This is a genomic window from Shinella fusca (assembly GCF_014203155.1).
Lineage (GTDB): Bacteria > Pseudomonadota > Alphaproteobacteria > Rhizobiales > Rhizobiaceae > Shinella > Shinella fusca.
This window is the reverse complement of record NZ_JACHIK010000003.1, coordinates 43,247-58,469: the sequence shown is the minus strand read 5'-3', so window position 1 is coordinate 58,469 and position 15,223 is coordinate 43,247. Positions and strand designations below refer to the sequence as shown.

Annotated in this window: 18 protein-coding genes; 14 read left to right on the top strand and 4 right to left on the bottom strand. The window is 66.7% G+C overall.

From position 1 onward, the window contains the following. Positions 1 to 11 precede the first annotated feature (11 nt). Positions 12 to 464 carry a flavin reductase family protein gene (locus tag HNQ66_RS04780; protein WP_184142213.1) on the bottom strand — a complete coding sequence of 151 codons (453 nt, stop codon included), beginning with the start codon at positions 462 to 464 and terminating at the stop codon, positions 12 to 14. A gap of 216 nt (positions 465 to 680) precedes the next feature. On the opposite strand from HNQ66_RS04780, the gene HNQ66_RS04775 reads away from it, so the two are divergent. From HNQ66_RS04775 to purB, 6 genes are all read left to right on the top strand, one after another. Continuing rightward, on the top strand, positions 681 to 1,754 hold the full coding sequence (locus HNQ66_RS04775; RefSeq protein WP_184141437.1) for an ABC transporter substrate-binding protein: 1,074 nt from the start codon (positions 681 to 683) through the stop codon (positions 1,752 to 1,754). Next, complete coding sequence (locus HNQ66_RS04770) at positions 1,751 to 2,752, top strand: P1 family peptidase (RefSeq protein WP_184141435.1); 1,002 nt, start codon at positions 1,751 to 1,753, stop codon at positions 2,750 to 2,752. Before HNQ66_RS04775 ends, HNQ66_RS04770 begins: the two co-directional genes overlap by 4 nt. Before the next feature lie 70 nt (positions 2,753 to 2,822). Next, the gene (gene rpe, locus HNQ66_RS04765) at positions 2,823 to 3,500 is read left to right on the top strand and encodes a ribulose-phosphate 3-epimerase (RefSeq protein WP_184141433.1); all 678 of its coding nucleotides are present in this window, start codon (positions 2,823 to 2,825) and stop codon (positions 3,498 to 3,500) included. Then, on the top strand, positions 3,497 to 4,228 hold the full coding sequence (locus tag HNQ66_RS04760) for a DUF2259 domain-containing protein (RefSeq protein WP_184141431.1): 732 nt from the start codon (positions 3,497 to 3,499) through the stop codon (positions 4,226 to 4,228). The genes rpe and HNQ66_RS04760 overlap by 4 nt, the downstream gene beginning before the upstream one ends. A 1-nt stretch (position 4,229) precedes the next feature. Next, positions 4,230 to 4,763: a hypothetical protein gene (locus tag HNQ66_RS04755; protein ID WP_246434214.1), complete on the top strand. Its 534-nt coding sequence runs from the start codon at positions 4,230 to 4,232 to the stop codon at positions 4,761 to 4,763. Positions 4,764 to 4,827: 64 nt separating this feature from the next. Next, positions 4,828 to 6,135: an adenylosuccinate lyase gene (gene purB / locus HNQ66_RS04750; protein ID WP_184141429.1), complete on the top strand. Its 1,308-nt coding sequence runs from the start codon at positions 4,828 to 4,830 to the stop codon at positions 6,133 to 6,135. Between the two features lie 96 nt (positions 6,136 to 6,231). Here purB and HNQ66_RS04745 read toward each other — a convergent pair whose 3' ends face one another. Continuing rightward, positions 6,232 to 7,032 (bottom strand): DUF2189 domain-containing protein, encoded by an 801-nt coding sequence (locus HNQ66_RS04745; RefSeq protein WP_184141427.1) that lies wholly within the window; start codon positions 7,030 to 7,032, stop codon positions 6,232 to 6,234. A 169-nt stretch (positions 7,033 to 7,201) separates the two neighbouring features. On the opposite strand from HNQ66_RS04745, the gene HNQ66_RS04740 reads away from it, so the two are divergent. Together HNQ66_RS04740 and HNQ66_RS04735 are read left to right on the top strand one after the other, a co-directional pair. Then, positions 7,202 to 7,762 (top strand): RBBP9/YdeN family alpha/beta hydrolase, encoded by a 561-nt coding sequence (locus HNQ66_RS04740; protein WP_184141425.1) that lies wholly within the window; start codon positions 7,202 to 7,204, stop codon positions 7,760 to 7,762. Positions 7,763 to 7,846: 84 nt separating this feature from the next. Next, positions 7,847 to 10,432: a sensor domain-containing protein gene (locus HNQ66_RS04735; protein ID WP_184141423.1), complete on the top strand. Its 2,586-nt coding sequence runs from the start codon at positions 7,847 to 7,849 to the stop codon at positions 10,430 to 10,432. A 61-nt stretch (positions 10,433 to 10,493) separates the two neighbouring features. Here HNQ66_RS04735 and HNQ66_RS04730 read toward each other — a convergent pair whose 3' ends face one another. Continuing rightward, positions 10,494 to 10,814, bottom strand: a complete 321-nt coding sequence (locus tag HNQ66_RS04730) for a DUF1476 domain-containing protein (RefSeq protein WP_184141421.1) — start codon at positions 10,812 to 10,814, stop codon at positions 10,494 to 10,496. Between the two features lie 227 nt (positions 10,815 to 11,041). On the opposite strand from HNQ66_RS04730, the gene purC reads away from it, so the two are divergent. From purC to HNQ66_RS04705, 5 genes are read left to right on the top strand one after another with little or no spacing between them, the layout of a single operon-like run. After that, entirely contained in the window at positions 11,042 to 11,806 is a 765-nt protein-coding gene (gene purC, locus HNQ66_RS04725; RefSeq protein ID WP_064330132.1) for a phosphoribosylaminoimidazolesuccinocarboxamide synthase, read from the top strand. Between the two features lie 29 nt (positions 11,807 to 11,835). Beyond that, positions 11,836 to 12,078: a phosphoribosylformylglycinamidine synthase subunit PurS gene (gene purS / locus HNQ66_RS04720; RefSeq protein WP_184141419.1), complete on the top strand. Its 243-nt coding sequence runs from the start codon at positions 11,836 to 11,838 to the stop codon at positions 12,076 to 12,078. A 12-nt stretch (positions 12,079 to 12,090) separates the two neighbouring features. Further along, positions 12,091 to 12,351 carry a hypothetical protein gene (locus HNQ66_RS04715; protein ID WP_246434213.1) on the top strand — a complete coding sequence of 87 codons (261 nt, stop codon included), beginning with the start codon at positions 12,091 to 12,093 and terminating at the stop codon, positions 12,349 to 12,351. Next, positions 12,348 to 13,019, top strand: a complete 672-nt coding sequence (purQ, locus tag HNQ66_RS04710) for a phosphoribosylformylglycinamidine synthase subunit PurQ (protein ID WP_184141417.1) — start codon at positions 12,348 to 12,350, stop codon at positions 13,017 to 13,019. Before HNQ66_RS04715 ends, purQ begins: the two co-directional genes overlap by 4 nt. Before the next feature lie 47 nt (positions 13,020 to 13,066). Continuing rightward, positions 13,067 to 13,459 (top strand): hypothetical protein, encoded by a 393-nt coding sequence (locus HNQ66_RS04705; protein ID WP_184141415.1) that lies wholly within the window; start codon positions 13,067 to 13,069, stop codon positions 13,457 to 13,459. Between the two features lie 7 nt (positions 13,460 to 13,466). Here HNQ66_RS04705 and HNQ66_RS04700 read toward each other — a convergent pair whose 3' ends face one another. Then, positions 13,467 to 13,682 carry a DUF1127 domain-containing protein gene (locus HNQ66_RS04700; RefSeq protein ID WP_184141413.1) on the bottom strand — a complete coding sequence of 72 codons (216 nt, stop codon included), beginning with the start codon at positions 13,680 to 13,682 and terminating at the stop codon, positions 13,467 to 13,469. A gap of 91 nt (positions 13,683 to 13,773) precedes the next feature. On the opposite strand from HNQ66_RS04700, the gene HNQ66_RS04695 reads away from it, so the two are divergent. Continuing rightward, positions 13,774 to 15,195 (top strand): aminotransferase-like domain-containing protein, encoded by a 1,422-nt coding sequence (locus HNQ66_RS04695; RefSeq protein WP_184141411.1) that lies wholly within the window; start codon positions 13,774 to 13,776, stop codon positions 15,193 to 15,195. Positions 15,196 to 15,223 lie beyond the last annotated feature (28 nt).

Sequence of the window (15,223 nt, the reverse complement as noted above, 5' to 3'; positions counted from 1 at the left end):
CGGAAGAGAACTTATAGCGCCCGGTAGCTACGGTCCATATAAAGAAGCGCCGGCTTCGTCTCGCCGAAGGTGACGCCCATCACCTCGCCGATCAAAATCATGTGCGTCGCCATGACCTTGAGCTCGACGAGGCGGCAATCGAAGGCGGCAAGCGCATCCGAAAGGACGGGCGCGCCCGTGACGAGTTCCTGCCAGTTGCCGATGGCAAAACGCTGCTCGGAGGTGAGCGAGGGATCGCGGCCGGAAAAGGCGTTGGCAAGGTCGATCTGGTCGGCCGAAAGCGTGTTGAGCGCAAAGCGCCCGCTTCTCTCGAAGATCGCGTTCTTGGGGTTGGAGGCGTTGACGCAGGCAAGGACCATGGCGGGATTGTCCGACACCGAGCAGGCGGCGGTGATCGTCACCCCGCGCTTTTCGCCCTCGTGCGCCGTCGTCACGATCTGCACATGGCCTGCATAGCGGCTCATGGCGTCCCGGTAGAGCGACGGATCCACCACCAATCTGTCCAACACGCTGTTCTCCTTCGACAAAAGAGATACATGGCGAAAATGAAGAAAAATGTAACCCCTGCGGCGGAATTTTCCCGCACGGCGCGGGGCGGGCAAAGGGAAAGCCGCGATATTTCCTTTGACGCCCCGGGCCTGATCCTTACAAAGGGCGGGATCGCAAGCCATGGATCGAGCATGAAGACCGCCCTTCTCGCCAGCCTCATCGGCGCTCTGGCGCTTGCCGCTCCCCCGGCCGCCGCCTGGGGCCTTACCGTCGCCGTCGTCGCGCCGAAGGAGGGCCCCCTTGCCATTCTCGGCCAGCAGGTCCGCGACGGCGCGCGCTTTGCGGCGCAAGCGGACGGCGACACGGTGGTGGAGATTGCCGAAGCCTGCGACGAGAGCGACGGAGCGGGCATCGCCAAGGCGGTTCTCGCCGCGGACGCCGCCGCCGCCATCGGCTTCCTCTGCACGGAGGGGCTTTCCGCCTCCCTGCCGGCGCTCGCCGAGGCGAAGGTGCCCGCCATCACCCTTTCCGTGCGCTCCGGCATCCTCATGGAGGATGCGCTGAAGAAGAAATGGCCACTCTTCCGCCTCGCGCCCGGCCCGAAGGCCGAGGCGGAAAAGGCCGTCGAGACCATCACCCGCGACTGGAAATCCGAGCCCTTCGCCCTCATCGACGACGGCACGATCCATGCGCGCGAACTGGTGGAGACCGTTCGCCTGCATCTGGAGGACGTCGGCATGAAGGCCGCCTTCGTCGACACCTTCCGCCCCGCGCAGGAACAGCAGATCGCCCTCGTGCGGCGCCTTGCGAAAACCGGCGTCACCCGCGTCTTCATCGGCGGCGACCGGACGGATGCCGCCATCATCGCCCGCGATGCGAAGGCGGAGAAGGCACCCTTCCGCCTGCTCGGCGGCGAGGCGCTCGTCGGCGCCGACCCCGCCGTGCCGATGACGGACGGCGTGGAAGCCATCGCCCTGCCCGACTATGCGCTCACGCCCGAGGGCCGCCCGGTCGCGGATGCCATGAAGGAAAAGGGCATCGTCGCGGAAGGCTATGTGCTGCCCGCCCATGCGGCGATGACCGCCCTTGCGGCCGCCGCAGCCACGGAAGGCGGCGACCTTGCGGACCGGCTCGCCGCCGGCAGCTTCACGACGGCCATCGGCCCGCTTTCCTTCGGCGCCGACCATGAGCTGCGCGACAATCCCTATCGCCTGCTCGTCTGGCGTGCCGGGGCGTTCGTGCCTGCGGAGGATCGCGCGGAATGAGGCCGGGGCCGAAAAACCTCATCACCGACGTCGCCGGCCTTCGCGTCGGCAATGCCGAGGATCATGCCCTGCGCTCCGGCGTCACGGTGGTCCTCTGCGAGGAACCGGCGGTGGCGGCAGTGCAGGTGCTCGGCGGCGCGCCGGGCACGCGCGAGACGGATCTGCTCGCCCCGCACAACACCGTGCAGACGGTCGATGCCGTCGTGCTCTCCGGCGGCTCGGCCTTCGGGCTCGATGCGGCCTCCGGCGTGCAGGCGGGCCTGCGCGAGACGGGCCGAGGCCTTGCCGTCGGTCCCTATCGCGTGCCCATCGTCCCGGCCGCCATCCTCTTCGACCTGATGAACGGCGGCGAGAAGGACTGGGGCCGCTACCCGCCCTATCGCGAGCTCGGCCATGCGGCGCTCACCGCTGCTTCGACAACCTTTGAAACCGGCAGCGCGGGAGCCGGCACCGGCGCCCTCACCGCCACGTTCAAGGGCGGCCTCGGCTCGGCCTCCGCCGTCACGGAGGAAGGCTTTACCGTCGGCGCCCTCGTCGCCGTCAACGCGCTCGGCTCGGCGACGGTCGGCGACACGCGGCATTTCTGGGCCGCGCCCTTCGAGGAAGGCGCGGAATTCGGCGGGCTCGGCCTGCCCGCGCCTTTCCCGGAAAATGCCCGCCTGCCGCGCACGAAGCTCTCCGCAAGGCCCGCCGGCGTCGAGAACACGACCATCGCCGTCATCGCCACCGATGCGATCCTCACCAAGGCGGAGGCCAGGCGGCTGGCGATTGCCGCCCATGACGGCTTCGCCCGCGCCCTCTGGCCCGCGCACACGCCGATGGACGGCGACCTCGTCTTCGCGCTGTCGACCGGCCGTAGCGGCCGCGCGCCGGCACCGGAAGACTTCATCGGCCTTTGCGCGGCCGCAGCCTCCGCCATGGCCCGCGCCATCGCAAGGGGCGTGCACGACGCGCGGCCGATGCCCGGCGATCTCCTGCCGGGCTGGTCGGCGCGGTAATTCCCGTTGTTCGCCCCCGCGGCGAATGGTATTGCGGGCCGCAAGACCCTTCTGCCCCACGGAGCCTGACATGACCCTTCCCATCCGGATCGCGCCCTCCATCCTCGCCGCCGACTATGCCCGGCTGGGCGAGGAGGTGCGCGATGTCGTTGCGGCCGGCGCGGACTGGATCCATCTCGACATCATGGACGGGCATTTCGTGCCGAACATCTCCTTCGGGCCGGATGTCATCAAGGCGCTGCGCCCGCATACCGACGCCTTCTTCGACTGCCACCTGATGATTGCCCCGGCCGATCCCTATCTGGAAGCCTTCGCCAAGGCGGGCTGCGACAGCATCACCGTCCATGCCGAGGCCGGCCACCATCTCGACCGCTCGGTGCAGGCGATCAAGGCGCTCGGCAAGCGCGCCGGCGTGGCGATCAACCCGGCGACGCCCGAAAGCGTGCTGGAATACCTCCTCGACAAGCTCGACCTCATCCTCGTCATGACGGTGAACCCCGGCTTCGGCGGCCAGAAGTTCATCCCGGCGATGGAGGAAAAAATCCGCCGCGTGCGCGCGATGATCGGCGAGCGCCCTATCGATCTCCAGGTGGACGGCGGCATCGCGACGGACACAATCGCGCTGCCCGCCTCGGCCGGCGCGAATGTCTTCGTCGCGGGCTCGGCCATCTTCGGCGGCGGCCATGTCGATGCCTACCGCAAGACCGTCGAGACCCTCCGCGGCAATGCGGAGGGCGCGCGCGCGTGAAAATCCTGGCGAAAGCGGCGGCCGGCCTCCTCATTGGCCTCGTCACGGCGACGGGCGCTGCGGCCGGCGATTTCGCCACCTTCCAGTCGCTCGGCTTCTCGCCGGACGGAAAGGTCTACGCCTTCGAGGAATTCGGCGTGCAGGACGGCTCCGGCTTTGCCTATTCCACGCTCTATTTCATCGATACGGAGAAGGACGCCTTCCTTGCCGGCACGCCGGTGCGCGTGCGCATAGAGGACGAGGCGGCCGATATCGGTAAGGCACGCGCCGCAAGCCTCGCTCTCGCCAGGCCGCTGATCGAGCAGCACGCCGTCCTCTCCAATCCCGGCGTTCTTGCCGCCTTCAACCCGATGGGCGAGGCCGGCGTCGACCGCAAGCGCATCGACTATATCGAGCATGCCGTCGAGCCCGCTCCCGGCGGTGCCTATGCGCTGGCGCTGGAGGAGATCCCGCTTGCGCTTCCCGAGCGCTGCCGGGACATCACGCCCGGCGGCAAGGGTTTCCGCCTGAAACTCGTCGCGCGCGACGGTGCGGCGGCCGACCGCGTGATCCACGAAGACGCGCGCATTCCCGACAGCCGCAACTGCCCGCTCTCCTACCAGGTCTCGGGCGCTGTGACCTTCCATCCGGCCGAGGGCGACCCCGTCCATGTCGCGCTCGTCCTCCTGCGCAGCGTCGGCTTCGAGGGTGCGGACGGGCGCTGGCTCGCCGTTCCCTTCCGGCCCTGACATGAGCGAGGGAACAGGCGAGGTTTCCAGCGTTCCGGCCGGCGGCCCGATGCCGGCCTTTCCGCCCCTCACCCGCCACGTCGCCGGCGCCGTCTGCTGGGGCCTTGCCATGACGGGCTGCGCCTTCGCCTCCCTCGTCCTCGAAGGCCGCTGGCAGACCTTCCATCTCGGCGAACTGATGCTCGTCTATTTCTCCGGCGGCTTCGGCGCCTGGCTCCTTGCCTTGCCGATGGCGCGGCTCCTCACGCGCCGGCACGGCATCGAAACGCGCTTTGCCGGCCATTTCGCGCTGCTCGGCCTCGGCACGGTCGCCGTGACGGCCTTCGTCTTCGCCCTGGATTACCGGGTCTTCTACGCCCGCTGGCACCAGCCCTTCGGCACGCGCATCTGGGCGTACCAGTTCGCGTTCACCATCGCCGGCGCCGCCTACCAGTTCCTCGTCATGGGGCTCAGGCTCTATCTTCCCGCCGGCCTGCCGCTTCTTGCGGGCGTCAGCCTGTGGCTTGCGGGCCGGATGTCCAGAACCATGCGTTGAGCTTGCCGGCCATCTTTGCTAAAGCGGCGGCAATTCCCACCCGTCCCAAGGAAAGCCTCAGCCGATGATCCCTCGTTATTCCCGACCGGACATGGTCGCCATCTGGTCGCCCGAAACGAAGTTCCGCATCTGGTTCGAGATCGAGGCCCATGCCTGCGACGCGCTTGCCGATCTCGGCGTCATCCCGAAATCCGCCGCCGAAACGATCTGGGAAAAGGGCGGCAAGGCCGAATTCGACGTCGCCCGCATCGACGAGATCGAGGCCGTCACCAAGCACGACGTCATCGCCTTCCTGACGCACCTTGCCGAATTCGTCGGCCCGGACAGCCGCTTCGTGCACCAGGGCATGACCTCCTCCGACGTGCTCGACACGACCTTCAACATCCAGCTCGTGCGCGCCGCCGATATCCTGATCGCCGACATGGACCGGGTGCTTTCCGCCCTCAAGGCCCGTGCCTTCGAGCACAAGGACACGATCCGCATCGGCCGCAGCCACGGCATCCATGCCGAGCCGACGACGATGGGCCTGACGCTCGCCCGCTTCTATGCCGAGATGGACCGCAACCGCGCCCGCCTTGTCGCCGCCCGCGCGGAAATCGCGACCGGCGCAATCTCGGGCGCCGTCGGCACCTTCGCCAATATCGACCCGCGCGTGGAAGAGCATGTCTGCGCCAAGCTCGGCCTTGCGCCCGAGCCGGTCTCCACGCAGGTCATCCCGCGCGACCGTCATGCCATGTTCTTCGCCACGCTCGGCGTCATCGCCTCGTCCATCGAGAACGTCGCCATCGAGATCCGCCACATGCAGCGCACGGAAGTGCTGGAAGCGGAAGAATTCTTCTCGCCGGGCCAGAAGGGCTCCTCCGCCATGCCGCACAAGCGCAATCCGGTGCTGACGGAGAACCTGACGGGCCTTGCCCGCCTCGTGCGCATGGCCGTGACGCCCGCCATGGAGAACGTGGCGCTCTGGCACGAGCGCGACATCTCCCATTCCAGCGTCGAGCGCGGCATCGGCCCGGATACGACGATCACCCTCGACTTCGCGCTCAACCGGCTTGCCGGCGTCATCGAGAAGCTGGTGATCTATCCGGAGAACATGCTGAAGAACCTCAACAAGTTCCGCGGGCTCGTTCACTCGCAGCGCGTGCTGCTTGCCCTTACGCAAGCCGGCGTTTCGCGCGAGGACGCCTACCGCCTCGTGCAGCGCAACGCCATGAAGGTCTGGGAACAGGGCAAGGACTTCCTCGAGGAGCTTCTGGCCGACGCGGAGGTGCGCGCCGCGCTCTCGGAAGAGCAGATCCGCGAGAAATTCGACCTCGGCTACCACACCAAGCACGTCGACACGATCTTCCGCCGTGTCTTCGGCACGGTCTGATCGCCTGAAAAACGGCGATGGCGCCAGTGGCGCCATCGCTCCCCTCTGGCGGGCGGCCTTGCGCACTCCTCCGGCGCGTACCGCCCGCGAAAGACGTTACCGCCCGTCGACGACGATCTTGCGGTAGAGGTGCCAGGTCGCATGGCCGAGGATCGGCATGATCACGGCAAGGCCCACGAAGATCGGGATCGTCCCGACGATGAGCAACGCCGCGACGATCAGGCCCCAGCAGGCGATCGGCACCGGATTGGCGAGCGTCGCGCGCAGCGACGTCTCGATGGCGGCAACCGCCCCGACATCGCGGTCGAGCAGCAGCGGAAAGGCGATCACCGTCGTCGCCAGCACGACGAGGGCGAAGCAGAAGCCGATGGCATTGCCCGCCAGCATCAGCAGCAGCCCGTTCTCCGATCCGAAGATCGAGGCGAGGAACAGCGACAGCGAGCGCGGCGGCTCAGGCCCGAAGAGGCTCGTATAGAGCATCTGCGCGAAGACCAGCCAGGCGACGAAGAGCACCATCAGCATGGCCCCGAGCGCGAGGATCGACGGCAGCGCCGGCGAACGGCGCACGTCCAGCGCATGGCGCCAGGACGTATCCATGCCCAGTTCGCGCCGCCGGCTGATCTCGTAGAGGCCGATGGCGAAGAACGGCCCGAGCAGCGCAAAACCCGCGACCAGCGGAAAGATCAGCGGCAGCATGTTCGCCCCGGAACTCCACGTGACGAGCACGACCCCGCAGATCGGGTAGATGAGGCTCAGGAAAACGTAGTGGGAGGGCTTTGCGCGGAAATCGTCGAACCCTTGCGCGAGCGCATCGCGGACATCCGTGAGTGCGATCCGCCGGACAGCCGGATGGGCAACCATCGCGTCAGGGCCGGCCATGACATGAAACGTCGTCATAGGCTTCCTCCTTGCCGGTTCCAAACCGTCACGGCATGAGGCGCAGAAGGCGACCATCGGCCACCATGGTGCACCGTGACTGGCTTTGCAGAGCGCGAATCATACACCCCGTGCGCGGATTTGTCCCGTCCCCTTGACTTCAGCACTTCGTGAACGCACATGCCGGGGCATGAAAGCCTCCGAAGCAGATATCCTCATCGTCCCCGGCTACACCAATTCCGGCCCCGACCACTGGCAGAGCCGCTGGCAGTCGAAACTGTCCACCGCGCGCCGCGTGGAACAGGCCGAATGGGCAAAGCCCGTGCGCGAGGACTGGGTGCAGCGCGTGGCCGAGGAGGTCTCGGCCGCGACGAAACCGGTCGTCCTCGTCGCCCATTCGCTGGGCGTCGCAGCCGCCATCCACGCCGTCCCGCAGATCGGCGGCAAGGTCGCCGGCGCCTTTTTCGTCGCGCCGCCGGACGTCGCCAATCCCGATATACGGCCGAAGCACTTCATGACCTTCGGCCCCTATCCGCGCGACCCGCTGCCGTTCCCCTCGCTTCTCGTCGCCAGCCGCAACGATCCGTTCGGCAGCTACGAGCATGCCGACGACATCGCCGCCGCCTGGGGCTCGCTGCTGCTCGACGCGGGCGAGGCCGGCCATATCAATGCCGAGTCCGGGCACGGTCCCTGGCCGGAGGGCACGATGGTCTTCGCCCAGTTCCTCGGCAAGCTGAAGGCGCCGGCCTGACCGGCGCCCCTCCTCGTCATTAAGAGGAATTTCATAGAACTGTTGCACGCTGCGGCTGTTGAGTTCATTGCAGGCGCCGCGTTTATGGCCAAACCGTCCGGTTCGACCTCCATTGCCATGCGGGAAGCGGACGAGGAGCCGTTCTATCGCGGCCTTTTCGCGCGCTCCGGATTCGGCTTTGCCGCGCTGGACGGCAGGGGCCGCATCGTCGATGCGAATGCCGCCTTCCTCGCGCCTTTCGGCGTCGCTTCCGTCACCGGCCTTCCCGCCTTCGAAGACTGCGTCTCGCCGAAGGACCGGAGCGTCCTTTCCTTCGCCATGCGGGCGAGCCTCGCCGAGCAGGCCCCGTGGGAACTTCGCCTGCAACGGGCCGACGGCACGGAATTCTGGGTGCTTGCCTCCTTCGTCACGCCGCCTGCCCTTCCGGGCGAAGGCGCGCCCGCCCTCCTCGTCCAGACCCTCGACATCGACGAACGCAAGCGCAACGCGCTGGAGCTGGCCGAGCGGGAAAGCCGCTGGAACCACGCGCTCGAATCCGCCGGCCAGGGTGTCTGGGACCATGATTTCGCCCGCGGCGACCTCTTCTATTCCCGCCAGTGGCGCGCTATCCGGGGCCTGAGGTCGGACGAGCCCATCGAGGCTTCCCTGGAGGCGTGGATCCAGTCCGTCCATCCGGACGACCGCGCGCATGTGCTCGCGCAGATCGCCAAGCAGGAAACCGGCGAAGCGGCGTTCAACGTCTTCAGCTACCGCGAACGGCACAAGGACGGGCGCTGGATCTGGATCGAGAGCCGCGGGGCGGTGGTGGAATACGATGCGGCCGGCAAGCCGGTCCGCATCGCCGGCACCGATACCGACATCACCGACCGCAAGGAGGCGGAAGAGCGCCTAGCACAGATGTCCCGCCGCCTGGAGCTGGCGCTCGGCGTCTCGCGCATCGGCGTCTTCGAGGTCAACCTGCGCACCGGCGAAGTGCGCTGGGACGACCGCATGCTCGAGATGTACGGCTTTGCCGGCACGCCCGACGGCGAGACCTGGGAGCGCTCGCTGCACCCGGAGGATCGCCGCAAGGCCTCCGCCAGGGTCAGCGACGGCATCTCCAGCGGCCAGGATTTCGCCAACGAATTCCGCATCGTGCGCGGCGACGGCGAGGTCCGCCACCTGCGCGGCCGTTCCGCGCCCTATGTCGACCTGACGGGCGTTCCCCGCCTCATCGGGGCGAACTGGGACGTGACGGAGGACGTGCTGCTGCAGGAGGAGCTGAAGCGCGCGAAGGACCTCGCCGAAGCCCGCGCCGCCGAGCTGGAGGCCGCAAGGGCCCGCATCGAATACACGGCCCTGCACGACCACCTGACGGGCCTGCCGAACCGGCGCTATCTCGACGCCGCCATCGAGGCGACCGCCGAGGAGGCGCGCCAGGCCGGCAGCCGCCTTGCCGTGCTGCATATCGACCTCGACCGTTTCAAGGAGATCAACGACACGCTCGGCCACGTTGCCGGCGACCGGATGCTGGTGCATGCCGCCGGCGTTCTGAACGAGCTGAGAGGCCCCGGCGATTTCGTCGCGCGCATCGGCGGCGACGAATTCGTCTTCGTCTCCTCGGTCTCAGCCGGGCGCAACCTTGCAACGCTCGCCGAGGCGATCGTCGAGGCCATGCGCAAGCCCGTCACCTTCAACGGCCATGTCTGCCGTTTCGGGGCCAGCGTCGGCATCGCCAGCCAGTCCGGCACGGCCATCGACGCAAAGCAGCTCCTCGTCAATGCGGACCTTGCGCTCTACCGCGCCAAGAACCGCGGCCGAAGCCGGCACGAATTCTTCACCAGCGATTTCCAGGCACAGATCATCGTCAGCAAGCAGACCGCCGACGACATTCTCTCCGGCATCGAGCAGCGCCGTTTCCTGCCCTGGTACCAGCCGCAGTTCTGCGCGCGCACGCTCGACCTCATCGGCGTCGAGACGCTGGCGCGCTGGGATCACCCGACGCGCGGCATCCTCACGCCCGACACCTTCCTGAAGATCGCCGAGGACCTTGACTGCGTGGCGATGATCGACAGGATCGTGCTCGAACGGTCGCTGGCCGATTTAGCCGAATGGCAGAGGCTCGGGCTCGGCATCGGCAAGATCTCGGCCAACGTCTCCTCCAAGCGCCTGCACGACCCGGAGCTCGGCCGTTCGCTGCGCACGCTGGAGATCGCGCCGAAATCGCTTTCCTTCGAGCTGCTGGAATCGATCTTCCTCGACGATTGCGACCGTACGGTCCTGGAAAACCTCGCCGAGATGCGCAGGCTCGGCATCGATATCGAGATCGACGACTTCGGCACCGGCCATGCCTCCATCGTCAGCCTGATGAAGCTGAGCCCGCGGCGCCTCAAGATCGACCGCCAGCTCATCAAGCCGGTCAGCCGCTCGCCGGGCCAGCGCAAGCTGGTCGGCACCATCGTGGAGATCGGCCGCTCGCTGAACATCGAGGTCGTCGCCGAGGGCGTGGAAACGCCCGCCCATGTTTCCATCATGCGCGATCTCGGCTGCGATATCCTCCAGGGCTACGCCCTCGCCCGCCCCATGCCGGCATCCGCCGTTCCCGGCTTCGTAGAGGCGCAGGAATGGCGCGATCATGCCGGGACGGCGCCGGCCCCTCACGGCGACCTCCGCCGCACCGCCGCCCGCTAGCCAACGAAAAAGCCGCCCGGCAGCGCCGGACGGCTTTCCAAAGACATAGCAAAGTCCGGTCTCAGCCGGCTTCGACCTGCGCGATGGCGACGGCCAGAAGCTCGATCATCTGCACGCGGATGTCGTCCTCGCTGCGGACGACGCCGGCGGCGTCGAAATCGGCCTTGATCTTGCGCACGACATCCTCATGGCCGACTTCCTCGAAATCGGCGGCGACGACGTCCCTGGCGTAGGCCTCGGCATCACCGTCCGTCTTGCCGAGCAGGCCGGCAGCCCACAAGCCGACCAGCTTGTTGCGGCGTGCCTCGGCCTTGAAGCGCAGCTCTTCGTCCAGCGCGAACTTGGCTTCGAAGGCCTTTTCCCGATCCTGTATGCTGGTCATCCATGGCTCCCGTAGATTCTGTGACCCGATAGGCTTTCCCCGCCCATAAATCAAAACGAAGGCAAAAGTGCAATGCGAACTTTCGTCCCTGCGGAACTTGGCACGAAGGCCGGAAATCGGGGGATCGGACGTCACGGCGATTGTTAAAGGGCGGCATTTCGTTTAAGGGAGCGCAAACGAACGACACCTGCGCGGCCCCAAGCGCGCCAACAACAGAGATAAAATCCATGAACCGTCGCCGCCGTATCTACGAGGGCAAGGCCAAGATTCTCTATGAGGGTCCCGAGCCGGGCACGCTGATCCAGTTCTTCAAGGACGACGCCACCGCCTTCAACAAGAAGAAGCATGACGTCATCGACGGCAAGGGCGTGCTCAACAACCGCATTTCTGAGTACATCTTCACGCAGCTGAACAAGATGGGCATTCCGACCCATTTCATCCGCCGCCTCAACATGCGCGAGCAGCTGATCAAGGAAGTGGAGATCATCCCGCTCGAAGTGGTCGTGCGCAACGTCGCCGCCGGCTCGCTCTCCAAGCGCCTCGGCATCGAGGAAGGCACCGTGCTGCCGCGCTCGATCATCGAATTCTACTTCAAGGCCGATGCGCTCGAGGACCCGATGGTCTCCGAGGAGCACATCACCGCCTTCGGCTGGGCGAGCCCGCAGGAACTCGACGACATCATGGCGCTCGCCATCCGCGTCAACGACTTCCTTTCCGGCCTCTTCCTCGGCGTCGGCATCCAGCTCGTCGATTTCAAGATCGAATGCGGCCGCCTCTACGAGGGCGACATGATGCGCATCATCATCGCCGACGAGATCTCGCCCGATAGCTGCCGCCTGTGGGACATCGCCACGCAGGAGAAGATGGACAAGGACCGCTTCCGCCGCGACATGGGCGGCCTCGTGGAAGCCTACCAGGAAGTGGCCCGCCGCCTCGGCATCATCAACGAGAACGAACCCGTCCGCGGCACCGGCCCGGTACTGGTGAAGTAACGCGCTCCCCAAGGATGGAACGGAAAGACATGATCAAGGCACGCGTAACGGTTACGCTCAAGAACGGCGTCCTCGACCCGCAGGGCAAGGCGATCGAAGGCGCGCTTTCCAGCCTCGGCTTCGATGGCGTCGGCGGAATCCGCCAGGGCAAGGTCTTCGACCTCGAGCTTGCGACCGCCGACCGCGCCAAGGCCGAAGCCGACCTCAAGGCCATGTGCGAGAAGCTTCTGGCCAACACGGTAATCGAGAACTATACTATCGCCCTCTCTTAATGGTTGAGGTGGATGATGGCCACGGTGGATGCTGATCTCGTCTATGAAATCCTGAAGCGTATCCAGACGGACATTGCCCTGCTGAAGGAAGGCCAACGTGACCTTCGCCAGGACAACCTCGCCATACGCAACCAGATTCATGCCATGCAGGGCGACATCAACAGTCTTCGTGGGTCCTTCGCCCAGATGGACCAGCGCCTCGACCGTATCGAAAACCGCCTCGAACTGCGTGAACTCGCCGAGGCCCAGGCAAGGTTTGAACCGCACCCATGAAGTCCGCCGTCGTCCAACTTCCCGGCCTCAACCGCGACCGCGACATGATCGCAGCGCTGACCAAGATTTCCGGCAAGGCGCCGGTCACCGTCTGGCAGACGGAAACCGAGCTGCCGGACGTCGATCTCATCGTCATCCCCGGCGGCTTCTCCTACGGCGACTACCTGCGCTGCGGCGCGATTGCCGCCCGCATGCCGGTCATGCAGGCGATCAAGGCGAAGGCCGAGGCGGGCGTGAAGGTGCTGGGCGTGTGCAACGGCTTCCAGATCCTGCTCGAAGCGGGCCTCCTGCCGGGCGCGCTGATGCGCAATGCCTCGCTGAAGTTCGTCTGCCGCGAAGTGAAGCTGGAAGTCGTGAACGCCGAGACGGACTTCACCCGCGCCTACGGGAAGGGCCAGATCATCCGCTGCCCGGTCGCCCATCACGACGGCAACTATTTCGCCGACGCCGAGACGCTCGCCTCCGTCGAAGGCAACGGGCAGGTCGTCTTCCGCTATGCCGAAGACACCAACCCGAACGGCTCGGTCAACGACATCGCCGGCGTGATGAACGTGAAGGGCAATGTGCTCGGCCTGATGCCGCACCCGGAAAACCTGATCGAAGCCGCCCATGGCGGTTCGGACGGCCGCGGCCTCTTCGCCTCGGTGCTCGACGTAATCGCCGCTTAACCGGCCTTTGCTATCAAGGGCGCATGCTCATCCCCGAAAGGCTTTCCATGCGCCCTCTTTCCCCCGCGACGCTCCTTCTGCCGCTCGCCCTCGCCGCGGCGCTGGCCGGTTGCCAGACAAAACCACCGGCGCCGAAGGCCGACAATGCGGCCCTGCCGACCATGGAGCGCGTTGCACTGGGGGCGAACAGCTGCTGGTTCAAGTCTGGCGATCCGGCCTTCAAGGCCTACCGCCTTGCACCCGAGCTCAATTCCTTCTCCGGCCGGCCGCGCATCCTCCTCGTTCACGGCCATTCGCCGGAAGCGCGCCCGTTGCTGGTCGTCCAGGCCGAGGGCAATCCGGCGCGACTCGATGCCTTCGGCCCGCTGATGAGCGAAGCCGTCGGCACGCGCGTCGCCACCGACGTCAGGCGCTGGGCCGCCGGCGGCAAGGGCTGCTGACGCGCCCTCAATCCCAATAGAACGATTTCGCGGCTTCCCGCTCCGCCTCGCGGCGACTGATGCCGATATCCGCCAGTTGATCGTCGGTCATGCCGAGCAGCGCATGGCGCGTCTGCCGCTTCACGTACCACGCACGGAAGGCCAGCCAGAGGCGACGGCCCGCGGCGCGCAAGGTGGAGCTATCCTCGGCATCCGTGCCGGCGAAGATTGTATCGATTGCCATTGTCGTGTCTCCAAAGCACCCAGCTTTGCCAAAATCGGTGCATTCAGGAATGAATTGACTCCTGAAACGGTGCAATATAAGAATTGACACCATGACAAATTGGCTTCCCGATCTGCAGGCCTCCGACGGGCCTCTCTATGTCCGCATCGCCGACCAGATCGAGCAGGCGATCCACGCCGGTTCGCTTGCCGCCGGCAGCAAGCTGCCGCCCCAACGCAATCTCGCCTATGACATCGGCGTGACGATCGGCACGATCAGCCGGGCCTACAGCATGGTGCGCGAACGCGGCCTCGTCAGCGGCGAGGTCGGGCGCGGCACCTATGTGCTCGGAACCACCGAGGAAGAGGAAGCGCCCGCCGCGGTCGATCCGGTCAGCGCCCGGCTTTCCGGCACGCGCGCGGCGCACGCCCCGCCCGGCAAGCTGCGCTTCGACACGACGGCCGCCACGGATGTCGGGCAATCCGCCGCGATCACCGATATCCTCTCCGGCATCTGCCGCGACATGCCGAACGAGATCGCCAGCTACACCCGCAATTTCCCGGCACACTGGATGGAGGCCGGCCGGCGCTGGCTGAGGCACGGCGACTGGCAGCCGGGCATCGACAGCATCGTGCCGACGCTCGGCGCCCATGCCGCCGTCATCGCCGCCGTCTCCGTCATCACCGCGCCGGGAGACCGCATCGTCTTCGAGCACGTCACCTATTCGCAGATCAGTCGCGGCATCGCGCTGCTCGGCCGCCAGACCGCCCTCGTCGAGTCGGACGAGCACGGCGTCATTCCCGAGGATTTCGAGCGGGTCTGCCTGCAGCAGCATCCGAAACTCGCCTTCCTCATGTCCTCGGCGCAGAACCCGACGCTCGCCACCCTGCCGGAAGACCGGCGCCGGGCGATTGCCGCCATCGCCAAGAGGCACAATGTCTTTCTCGTGGAGGACAATCTCTACGGCGCGACGACGGGCGGCGATGTGCCGCTCATCGCCGAGATCGCGCCGGATCGCACCTTCCTCGTCGGCGGCCTGTCGAAGAGCGTCGCCGCGGGCGTGCGCGGCGGCTGGATCGCCTGCCCGCCGCACCTTGCCCAGCGCGTGCGCATCGCCCACAAGATGGTGAGCGGCGGCCTGCCCTTCCTGCTGGCGGAGCTGGCCTCGCGGCTGGTACTTTCCGGCACGGCCGACACGATCCGCACGAAGGTCTCGGAAGAGGTCGGCGCGCGCGAGGCGGAGGCACGCGCGATCCTCGCCGGCCTCGACTTCAATTCGCACCCGCGCGTGCCCTTCCTCTGGCTGAAGCTGCCGGACCCCTGGCTCGCCGGCACGTTCCGCCAGGCGGCCTTTGCCGAAGATATCCTCATCGACGACGAGGACGAGTTCAAGGCCGGCCGCACGGAGAAGACCTTCTACCGCGTGCGCGTCGGCTTTTCGTCGCCGGAAAGCCGCGCGGAGGTCGCGGCCGGCTTCCGGCGGCTGCGCAATCTTTTGACCCATGGCCCGACGGGTTACGACAGCCCCGCGTGACCGCCGCCCAGCCTGTGGCCTGCGGTCA

Coding starts and splice junctions, on each gene's coding strand:
- HNQ66_RS04780 (WP_184142213.1), bottom strand. CDS start 464: ATGAGCCGCTATGCAGGCCATGTGCAGATCGTGACGACGGCGCACGAG.
- HNQ66_RS04775 (WP_184141437.1), top strand. CDS start 681: ATGAAGACCGCCCTTCTCGCCAGCCTCATCGGCGCTCTGGCGCTTGCC.
- HNQ66_RS04770 (WP_184141435.1), top strand. CDS start 1,751: ATGAGGCCGGGGCCGAAAAACCTCATCACCGACGTCGCCGGCCTTCGC.
- rpe (WP_184141433.1), top strand. CDS start 2,823: ATGACCCTTCCCATCCGGATCGCGCCCTCCATCCTCGCCGCCGACTAT.
- HNQ66_RS04755 (WP_246434214.1), top strand. CDS start 4,230: ATGAGCGAGGGAACAGGCGAGGTTTCCAGCGTTCCGGCCGGCGGCCCG.
- purB (WP_184141429.1), top strand. CDS start 4,828: ATGATCCCTCGTTATTCCCGACCGGACATGGTCGCCATCTGGTCGCCC.
- HNQ66_RS04745 (WP_184141427.1), bottom strand. CDS start 7,032: ATGACGACGTTTCATGTCATGGCCGGCCCTGACGCGATGGTTGCCCAT.
- HNQ66_RS04740 (WP_184141425.1), top strand. CDS start 7,202: ATGAAAGCCTCCGAAGCAGATATCCTCATCGTCCCCGGCTACACCAAT.
- HNQ66_RS04735 (WP_184141423.1), top strand. CDS start 7,847: ATGGCCAAACCGTCCGGTTCGACCTCCATTGCCATGCGGGAAGCGGAC.
- HNQ66_RS04730 (WP_184141421.1), bottom strand. CDS start 10,814: ATGACCAGCATACAGGATCGGGAAAAGGCCTTCGAAGCCAAGTTCGCG.
- purC (WP_064330132.1), top strand. CDS start 11,042: ATGAACCGTCGCCGCCGTATCTACGAGGGCAAGGCCAAGATTCTCTAT.
- purS (WP_184141419.1), top strand. CDS start 11,836: ATGATCAAGGCACGCGTAACGGTTACGCTCAAGAACGGCGTCCTCGAC.
- HNQ66_RS04715 (WP_246434213.1), top strand. CDS start 12,091: ATGATGGCCACGGTGGATGCTGATCTCGTCTATGAAATCCTGAAGCGT.
- purQ (WP_184141417.1), top strand. CDS start 12,348: ATGAAGTCCGCCGTCGTCCAACTTCCCGGCCTCAACCGCGACCGCGAC.
- HNQ66_RS04705 (WP_184141415.1), top strand. CDS start 13,067: ATGCGCCCTCTTTCCCCCGCGACGCTCCTTCTGCCGCTCGCCCTCGCC.
- HNQ66_RS04700 (WP_184141413.1), bottom strand. CDS start 13,682: ATGGCAATCGATACAATCTTCGCCGGCACGGATGCCGAGGATAGCTCC.
- HNQ66_RS04695 (WP_184141411.1), top strand. CDS start 13,774: ATGACAAATTGGCTTCCCGATCTGCAGGCCTCCGACGGGCCTCTCTAT.